This is a genomic window from Nocardia sp. NPDC004568 (assembly GCF_040609955.1).
Classification (GTDB): Bacteria; Actinomycetota; Actinomycetes; order Mycobacteriales; family Mycobacteriaceae; genus Nocardia.
In genome coordinates, this window is record NZ_JBEXLL010000130.1 from 1 (window position 1) to 8,618 (window position 8,618).

The 8,618-nt window shown below is 66.5% G+C and carries 7 protein-coding genes; 5 read left to right on the forward strand and 2 right to left on the reverse strand.

Annotated features, from left to right (window positions below):
- The first annotated feature begins 100 nt into the window (after window positions 1–100).
- Both ABZV91_RS31305 and ABZV91_RS31310 read left to right on the forward strand, forming a co-directional pair.
- Complete coding sequence (locus ABZV91_RS31305; RefSeq protein WP_355249336.1) at window positions 101–733, forward strand: TetR/AcrR family transcriptional regulator; 633 nt, start codon at window positions 101–103, stop codon at window positions 731–733.
- Window positions 734–853: 120 nt separating this feature from the next.
- On the forward strand, window positions 854–2,014 hold the full coding sequence (locus ABZV91_RS31310) for a DUF5685 family protein (RefSeq protein WP_355249337.1): 1,161 nt from the start codon (window positions 854–856) through the stop codon (window positions 2,012–2,014).
- Window positions 2,015–2,023: 9 nt separating this feature from the next.
- Here the strand turns inward: ABZV91_RS31310 and ABZV91_RS31315 are convergent, their stop codons facing one another.
- The gene (locus ABZV91_RS31315; protein WP_355249342.1) at window positions 2,024–3,109 is read right to left on the reverse strand and encodes an acyltransferase; all 1,086 of its coding nucleotides are present in this window, start codon (window positions 3,107–3,109) and stop codon (window positions 2,024–2,026) included.
- Between the two features lie 352 nt (window positions 3,110–3,461).
- Here ABZV91_RS31315 and ABZV91_RS31320 point away from each other — a divergent pair, with 352 nt between their 5' ends.
- Window positions 3,462–4,637, forward strand: coding sequence for a DUF3068 domain-containing protein (locus ABZV91_RS31320; RefSeq protein ID WP_355249338.1), 1,176 nt, complete (start codon window positions 3,462–3,464; stop codon window positions 4,635–4,637).
- Between the two features lie 89 nt (window positions 4,638–4,726).
- Here ABZV91_RS31320 and ABZV91_RS31325 read toward each other — a convergent pair whose 3' ends face one another.
- A complete protein-coding gene (locus ABZV91_RS31325; protein WP_355249339.1) occupies window positions 4,727–6,232 on the reverse strand; it encodes a peptide deformylase in 1,506 nt (501 codons plus the stop codon).
- Between the two features lie 595 nt (window positions 6,233–6,827).
- On the opposite strand from ABZV91_RS31325, the gene ABZV91_RS31330 reads away from it, so the two are divergent.
- The gene (locus ABZV91_RS31330; protein ID WP_355249340.1) at window positions 6,828–8,021 is read left to right on the forward strand and encodes a pyridoxal-dependent decarboxylase; all 1,194 of its coding nucleotides are present in this window, start codon (window positions 6,828–6,830) and stop codon (window positions 8,019–8,021) included.
- Window positions 8,018–8,618: class I SAM-dependent methyltransferase (locus ABZV91_RS31335; protein WP_355249341.1), on the forward strand; the 601-nt coding region annotated here is incomplete at its 3' end. The genes ABZV91_RS31330 and ABZV91_RS31335, both read left to right, overlap by 4 nt.

An 8,618-nucleotide genomic window follows, 5' to 3' on the forward strand; every position in this document is an offset into this window, starting at 1 on the left:
CTAACGAACCACCCAACGGCAAGACGCGATCAGCCACACCCCACCGCCCTGGGCATCCAGAACCTCTTGTCCTGAACACCTACAACCTTATGGAGACGTGATGGCGGGCGGTACGAAAAGGCTTCCGAGAGCGGTGCGCGAGCAGCAGATGCTCGATGCCGCGGTCGAGGTCTTCTCGCGCAAGGGCTTCCACGAAACCTCCATGGACGCCATCGCCGCCGAAGCCGAGATCTCCAAGCCGATGCTGTATCTCTACTACGGCTCCAAGGACGAGCTGTTCCGCGCCTGTATACAGCGCGAAGGCCTGCGCTTCCTCGAATCGGTCGCACCCGCCGGCAACCCGCTGCTCAGCCCGCACGAACAGTTGCGTACCGCATTGGAGGGGTTCCTCGGTTTCGTCGATGCCCACCGCAACTCCTGGCAGGTCCTCTATCGCCAGGCGCTCGGTCAGCAGGCCTTCGCCTCGGAGATCGAGAACGCCCGGGAGCGGGTCATCGAACTGACCGCCAAACTGCTGGAGTCCAGCGCCAAACACGCCGAGCCCGGGACCAACTTCGATATCGTCGCGGTCGCGGTGATCGGCGCGGGGGAGGCCATCGCCGATTCCGTCGCCGCCGGTCGCATCGACGTGGCCGAAGCCGTGGATCTACTCGACGCGCTGGCGTGGCGCGGTCTGTCCGGCCGCAAACCCGGCGCGGCGGACAGCACGGAACCGGGCGAATCGCCCGAATAGTTCCGGTTGCCCGCTCGGCGCCGCCCTCCTGTTGCGCCCTGCCCGCGCGCTCCGTATTTTCGATGCGCGCAACGGATGTCGCGGAGGACGCCATCCGACCGGGAGGGCACAGTGTTCGGAATGTTGCGGCCGTGCCGGCACGGCGCCGCGAAATACGGGGTGGACCCCCAGCTCTGGCAGGCCCATATGTGCGGCTTGTGCCTCGGGCTGCGCGACGGCCACGGACAGCTGGCGCGGACTGCGACCAATACCGACGCGGTGGTGCTCGCGCTGCTGACCGAGGCCCAGGCCCCCGCACCCGCCGCGCGCCGCACCGCCGGACCGTGCCCGTTGCGCGGAATGCGGACCGCGCGGGTCCCGGTCGGTACCTCGGCGCCGGTCCAGCTCGCCGCCACGGCCTCCCTGCTGCTCGGCTCCGCCAAGGTCGCCGACCATGTGGACGACGGTGATACCCGCCCCCGGCTGCACCGGCCGATGCGGCGGATCGCGACCGGCTGGTCGGCGGGCGCGCACGCCCGGGCCACGGCCATCGGCTTGGATATCGCTCCACTCGTCGCGGCGATCGAGGCCCAGGCGAGCGCGGAACGCCGGGTCGCCGCCGGCGCCGGATCGTCGGGCGCCGCCGCCCTCGACGATCTGACCCGCGCCAGTCGTCGCTGTGCCGCGGAGTTCTTCGCCCATACCGCGGTACTGGCCGATCGCCCGGACAATGTGGACGCCTTGCGCAGCGCGGGCGACGAGTTCGGCCGGATCGCGCATCTGGCCGACGCGCTCACCGACTATCACGCCGACGCCGCCGCGGATCGTTTCAACCCCCTCGCCGCCACCGGTACCACCCGGGCCGAGGCCTACGCGCTCGTCCGGGAATCGGATCGTTCACTGCGGACGTCACTGCGGGCCGCCGGCCTGACCGGCCTGCCGACGCTGCGCTGGGCGCTACTCGATCCGCTCACCACCGCGCTGCGCGGGCTCGGCCGTAGTATCGCGCCGCCGCCCACCGCGTCCGCCGGGACGAACCCGGTCGGCGTCCACTCCACCGGTCCGCAGCGGCCGGGGGTCGCGGAGTCGATCCAGCTGATCTGCACCCAGTACTGCACCGGTTACGCCTGCTGCGCCGAGCACACCCGGCCGTGCAGCGGCGAACAGAAGGAATCCTGGGTCGGCCGGGGTTGTAGCTGCGACGACTGCAGCAGCTGCTGCGACTGCTGCAGCTGCTGTCAGGACTGCGGCGGCTGCTGCAGCGACGGGTGCTGCTGCGACGGCTGCGGTTGCGACTGCTGAGGCGGCGTATCAGGCTTTCGCGGCCCGCGGCCGGTCCCGCCGCCGCGCCCACTGGCGGCACGGTTCTTCCACCAGGGCGTGACTGGCCGCGGCGATCGGCAGCGTGAACGCCACCGTCAGCACCAGCACCACCCCGAAATTGCCGTTGAACGGCAGGATGCCGAAGATCGGGAAGATCACCGACAGCACGGCGAGATGCCAGATGAAGATCCCGTAGGACCAGCGTCCCGCCGTCGCGACCGGCGCCGCGGTGAGCCAGCGATGCGGTGTCTCCGGCGGCCCCAGCACCAGGGGCGCGAGCAGCGCGAACCCGATCACCGCGCCGAGACCCATCTTGGCGGCGTATTGCCAGGGCTCGGCGCGGGTCAGCCCGGCGACCCCGCCCAGCCGGGTCGCCGACGCCACGAACGCCGCGGCGGCGATCGCCCACATCAGCCGCTGGTTGCCCAACAGCCGCAGGCGCGCCCGGCGCCGGTCGTCGCAGGTCAGCTCGGCGAGCAGCATGCCGCCCGCGAACCAGGGGATATAGGCGGGCAACCAGTTGTCGGCATGAATGGCATCGGGAGTCGGTACCGGGAGGAAGTTCCAGCCGAGGAAGACCAGCCCGAGCAGCAGGACGGCCGGTACCCGGGCCGCGGCCGCGCGGCCCCGCAACCCGTGCAGCAGCCAGGCCAGCAGCGGCAGCGCGATATAGAAGGCCACCTCCACCGACAGACTCCACATCTGGGTGAGCCCGTCGGTCAGTGTGAGCGGTACGAAGACCTGCAGGAGCAGCAGGTTCGACATCCACACCTGGAGCCCGGCGGTATCGGCGGCGGCCGGGACCAGCAACAGCACCGTGCACACCACCATCCAGTAGGCGGGGACGATCCGGGCCACCCGGTGGCGCAGGTAGTAGCCGAGCGTGGGAGCGTCGCCGAGCCCGCGGGCGGTGAGCGCGTGCGGACGCCACAGCAGGAAACCGGACAGCGCGAAGAACACCGCGACCGCCATATCGAAGCGTTCCAGCAGGCGGCCGAGCCCCGGAATGCCGGTGGCGCCGGTCTGGAAGGCCACATGGGTGAGCAGCACGCCCAGGGCGGCCAGGCCGCGCATACCCTCGAGCGCGGGAAGAAAGCCCCGCTGACGCGCCACGGGCACCGGCGCCGGATCCGGGGTGGAGGTGTCGCGACCGGGCCCCACCCGGCGTTCGCTCTGGTCGGCGCGTGGCCAGGGGCCGGTCTCGGTGGTCGGTGTGGTCGTCATCGGGTCCCAGTCTGCCGGGCCGTCCGCGCTCGTAGGAAGCCGGTATTTCACAATGCGGGTTAGACTCCCCCCGATTTCGGTCGGATTCCGGCCTCGCCAACCCCTGGGTAACCCTCAGGCTGTTAGTGTCAGGGCTCACGAGTGCCGCGGCGCCCCGCTGTACCCGCGGAACGACCTGTGTTCTACGACGAGGAGAGTTTGCATGGCACTGAGTGCCGGAACCAGAAGGACGGTTGCCTGCGTGCTCGTGGGTCTCGGCGCGCTGCTGATCGTCGCCGCGCTGATGATCCCCACCTACACCGTCAGCAAGATGGCCAAGACTCCTCTCGACCTCGAGATCACCACCGTCGCGGTCAACCAGAAAGATCAGGAAAGCCTGGTCCTGGATTCCTCGTCGCTGACGGCCGAGGGGCGCTCGGCCGAGGTCGACAAGAATGTACCGCTGGTCTCCCAGCGGTTCCTCACCGTCGAGGATCCCTCCGACGCCGACGAGATGACGATCCAGGCCGGTAACACCCTGCGCCGGATCGACAAATCCGGCGATACCGGCGTGCTGACCGCCTACGTCGACCGGGTCACCATCGACCGCAAGACCGGTGAGCCGGTGGCCACCGACCCCAACGGTTCGATCGCGATCACCACGAACTCCAAGGGTGAGAGCATCGCCGATCCGGTCCAGCACACGGGGCTGCAGTACCGGTTCCCGATCGGCACCGAGAAGAAGACCTACCCGTACTTCGACGTGCTGGCCCGGACCACCACCGACATGGTGTTCCAGGAAGAGACCGAGATCAACGGCACCAAGGTCTACCACTTCCGGCAGCAGGTCCCGGTGACCAAGCTGGCCGACGTCTCCAAGGCGCCGACCAACAAGCTGGAACTGCCCGCCGCCAAATGGGGCGTCGAGGGCGGCGAGGAGCCGGTCACCATGTACCGCTTCTACGGCAACACCCGCGACGTCTGGGTGGAGCCGGAGACCGGCACCGTCGTCAAGGGCGGCGAACAGCTCAACATCTTCTACAGCCGCACCGCCGACAAGGTGGAGGTCCCCGCGCTGAAGGCCAATATGGTCTTCGACACCGACACCGTGGAATCGCAGCTCGCGGTGGCCAAGGACAATATCGACAAGCTGTCGCTGTTCGGCAGGGTCCTGCCGATCGTCTTCGGCATCGTCGGTGTGATCGCGCTGATCGCCGGACTCGTGCTCGGTATCAATGGCGGTCGCGGCGGTCGGCCGGCCCGGCCCACCGGCCCGGCCCGGCGCCCCACCGGGGGTTCCTCGGTAGCCGGCTCGGCCGACGCGCCGACCACCACGCTGCCCCGCACGGGTAACGCGGACGCACCGACGGAGACCATCAAACTCCCGAAGAACCTCTGAGCGTACGAGCACAGCGAAGGCGCCCCGGACCGAAAGGCCCGGGGCGCCTTCGTTTCTATCCGGCCGTAGCGTGGCGGTCGACTGCTCGATCAGTAGGTCCAGTTCTTGCCGGTGGCTCGGTATTGTTCGACGGGGATGGGTTCTACGCCCGGGCGCATGTGATCGAGGTAGAGCTGTCCGTAGAGGTGGTCTATTTCGTGCGCGACCAGGCGGGCGACTCCGCGTTCGAACACGGTGATTCGGGTGTTGCCATCGATATCGGTGTGTTCGACATGGATCGCCAGGGCGCGTGGTACCTGTCCTCTGAGGTCGAAGAAGCTCAGGCAGCCCTCGTACTGATCATCTTCGCCGCCGCCGGTTTCGACGATGCGCGGATTGAACAGAGTGATGGTGTTGCCGTCGGGGGTGTGCACGATCGCGGCGGCTCTGCCGATACCGGTCTGAGGTGCCGCGATGCCCATGCCCTTGCCGAATACGTGGGCCTGTGCGACACGCTGGGCGGCCGAGTTGAGTTCGGCGACCACGCGGCGGGCGTCTTCGGCTTCGGCGGGGAGCTCGAACGGACGCGCGATTCGGCGCAGAATCTCGTCGCCTTCCTGCACGATGCCCAGGCCTGCCATAACCCTGCTGGGTGGCGTCCGTTCGTCGTCGTTGCGGCCTCGGAAGTCCCATTCGAGGCGATAGCGCGCGTGCAGTGGCGGGTGATCGGTAGACCAGGAGTACCGGCACCGTCCTTCGTCTACTCGGCAGGAGATGGGTGTGCGGAACGGCTGTCCTTCTGCGGTCATAGAGGTTTGTAGTCCCCATACGGAGGGTTCGAGTGCAGCCGGGAAGTCCAGTCGGACCGATAGGCGGTTAGTGGGCAGGCGGACAGCGCGCTGAAACCAATTGCCCCAGTGGATCTCCGACACGGTGTATTCGTATTCGGTCCAGCAGGCCTGGCCGGGGTAGAGCGGGAAGCGGCGCCCACCGTCCGGTTCACCGAACAACAGCCAGACTTCTTTGAAGGCGTCGCGATCGTGGTGGGCGGTCCAAGCCATCGGTTCGATCCGGTGGTCGCCGTGCCAGGCGTGCAGGTCGATCTCTTCCCAGGTCAGCGGATTCTCCTGGTAGAGCTGGTTGGATCGTTCGGGGTCGCCGGGGTAGCGGTCCACGGAGATTCTGATGAGGTAGCGGGTAATCGGGTCGGGGCCGTCGTTGATCAGCCGCCGTCGCTGGCGCAGCCGGTAGACGCGTCCGTCGAATGACAGGCTCGCGTCGTCGTGGTCGACCAACAAAGATCCGGTCGTGTTGGTTGTTTGGACGGTTGCCGGCGTGCGAGAGATGGTTGACCGCTTGGCTGTGAACTCGGTGAATGCCGACCTCAAGGCGCCTCCGGCCTGAAGCGCCGATTCGGCACATGCGGCGAACTCGCGGGAAGGTTTCTCCGTACCGGACTCGATCTTGGATACGTAAGGACGGCTGTAGCCGAGTTTGGCTGCCAGTGCGCTTCGAGACAGACCGCGGACGTCACGCCAGCGACGCAACTCGAGCGCGAAGACGTTGACCTGTGGTTCTGCGGGCTCATTGCCGGGCGGAGTGTTGGCCGGGGTCACTGTCGCGCGCTCCTGTCCGCGTGGGTGTGCGTGTGCGTAAGTACACCGTGAGTATGCGCCCACTCTGCCGAAACACCGCGGGGCAGTGAGGAAATGGGACATCGAAATCGCAATTCAGCGAAATCGTTTCGAGTAAGGCCTGCTGAGCCGGGCCGGGTGAGGCGCCTATCACGGCTGCCGACCGGAACGCGCTCACCGCAGGCCAGGGCACTAGAGGAGGTACATCCGGTGACGCAGCCCCACTCCACATTTCATACCTCGCCATATCCATCCCGGCGGGCCGCGCACCGGGCCGCGATCCTGCACCGAGCTCTCGACCTCGGGCTACGGTTCAAGGCCCGGCCCGATATCTACGGGCGGAGAATGGCTGCGACTGTGATTCGGGATCGACTGCTGACCGATCTACCGGATGCACCGATGAGCCCGGAAGCAGTTCTGGCGGAGTTCGAGTCGACGCTGCTACCACTGTGTAAGAACGACGCTGCTACCACTGTGTAAGAACGAGGCCAGTCCGCGGTTCATGGGATTCGGTGACACCGGCGATGACCAGTGTGCGTTGATGGGCACGCTGTTGGCGGATCTGACGTAGCAGAACATGATCAACCAGTCCTTCGACAGCCCATCGGGCACGTTCGTCGAGATCGCCACCGTGCGGTGGTTGCGTGAACTGCTCGGCTACGACAACCCGGCAGTCGAGCAGGTGCGTTCGGTATGGGATGTGGGCGGCTTCATCACCCCGGGCGGCACCACGAGCAATAGCGTGGCGATGATGCTCGCCCGTGAAAATGCGGCGCCGGACACTATGCGCACTGGTGTGCACGACCCCTCGCGGTGCGCGGTCGTTGTGCCGGCAGCCATCGGCCACTACAGCGTCAAGGCGGCATTGACCTGGATCGGGTGCGGTGCGAACCTGATCGAGGTTGCCACCGACAAATTTCGCTATGATTTGGCCGCGCTCACTGAAGCCCTTCGTGTGCACAAGGGTTCGGTCATGGCGGTGGTCGCCTACGCCGGGGACAGCCGCACTCAGACCGTCGAGAATCTCAGAGCGGTCGCAGACTTGGTGCGGGATTCCGATCCAGGGATCTGGTTGCACGCCGATGCTTGCTGGGGACTGCTGGCCACATTCAGCCCGCAGCTGTCGGGGCTGGTCGACGGCATCGCCGAATTCGACAGCGTCACTGTTGACCCGCACAAGATCATGGCAATTCCGTATGGATTGTCTGCGCTGTTGGTGCGTGACCCGTCGGTTTTGCGTCTTGTGTCGACGTACTCGGATTTGATCATGCAGGAGGATTTCGCGTTCGGCCAGGTCACTCCGTTCATCGGGACCAAGGGGTGGCTGAGCCTGAAGCTGTGGATGATGATGCTCGGTCAGGGCCGCGCCGGGCTGGCCGCCCTCGCCGAGCGCCGGGTCGCCGCTGCCGCGCGGTTCGCGGGGCTGGTAGACGCCCATCCGAGGCTGGTCAGGATCAACGATCCGGATCTGGCCGCGGTGGCGTTCGCGTATCTGCCTGTCGGTATCGCCGCAGACGGCGTCGCCGACGACTCTGCGATCGCTCGGGTCAATTCGCTCAATGTCGCGATTCACGACCGGATCATCGATCAAGGGCAGTGGCATCTTCATCAATTCACGGTCCCCGACGACCTGGGCCGATTGCGGCGCGGCGCGATACTGCAACCGCTGCGTTTCATGGCCAACAATCCGAAAGTCACCGAGGACCATATGCGAGCTGTGCTCGCATATCTCGATGACCTCGCCGCCGAGGCGGAAGGTATCCAGCAATGAACTCGACTCCGGCATTCCGCGACGTGTACGAGGCCGACGGGGTCTACGACCAGTTGCTGCTGCGGCACTACTTCGGCGGCGCCACCGATCCAGAGCTGGTAACAGATTGGATGACCCGCCATTACGGACAGCCGCCTTCGGCTCTCCGGATTGCCGAATTCGGATGCGGTACGGGCCGGATTACCGATGTCCTGGCCGACTATGCCAGTGAGTTGGTACTGGCCGACTACAGCGCGGCCATGGTTGCCGTGGCCGCGCGCCGATTCCCCGACGCACGCACCTTCCAAGCTGATACACGCGACGCGGTCACTACTCTGATCGGCGAAAACCGGGCGGGAAGCTTTGATCTGGTCGCGTCGTTCTGGTCACTGAGCTATCCGATCGGCGAGTTCTTCGAAACGATGTCGCCTGCTGGGATCGTCGCGCATATGGATCCGGCTCGGGCAAGGGAGTCGGCGGCCGAATTCGTGCTCCGGCTGGTCGAACTGTTGGCGCCGGGCGGTGACTGGAGCCCTGTGGGTGGGTCCAGCGGTTGTGAGAGTTCTGATGCACCAGAATGGGTGCAGAAGGAGACGATCACACCATGTCACGACGTCG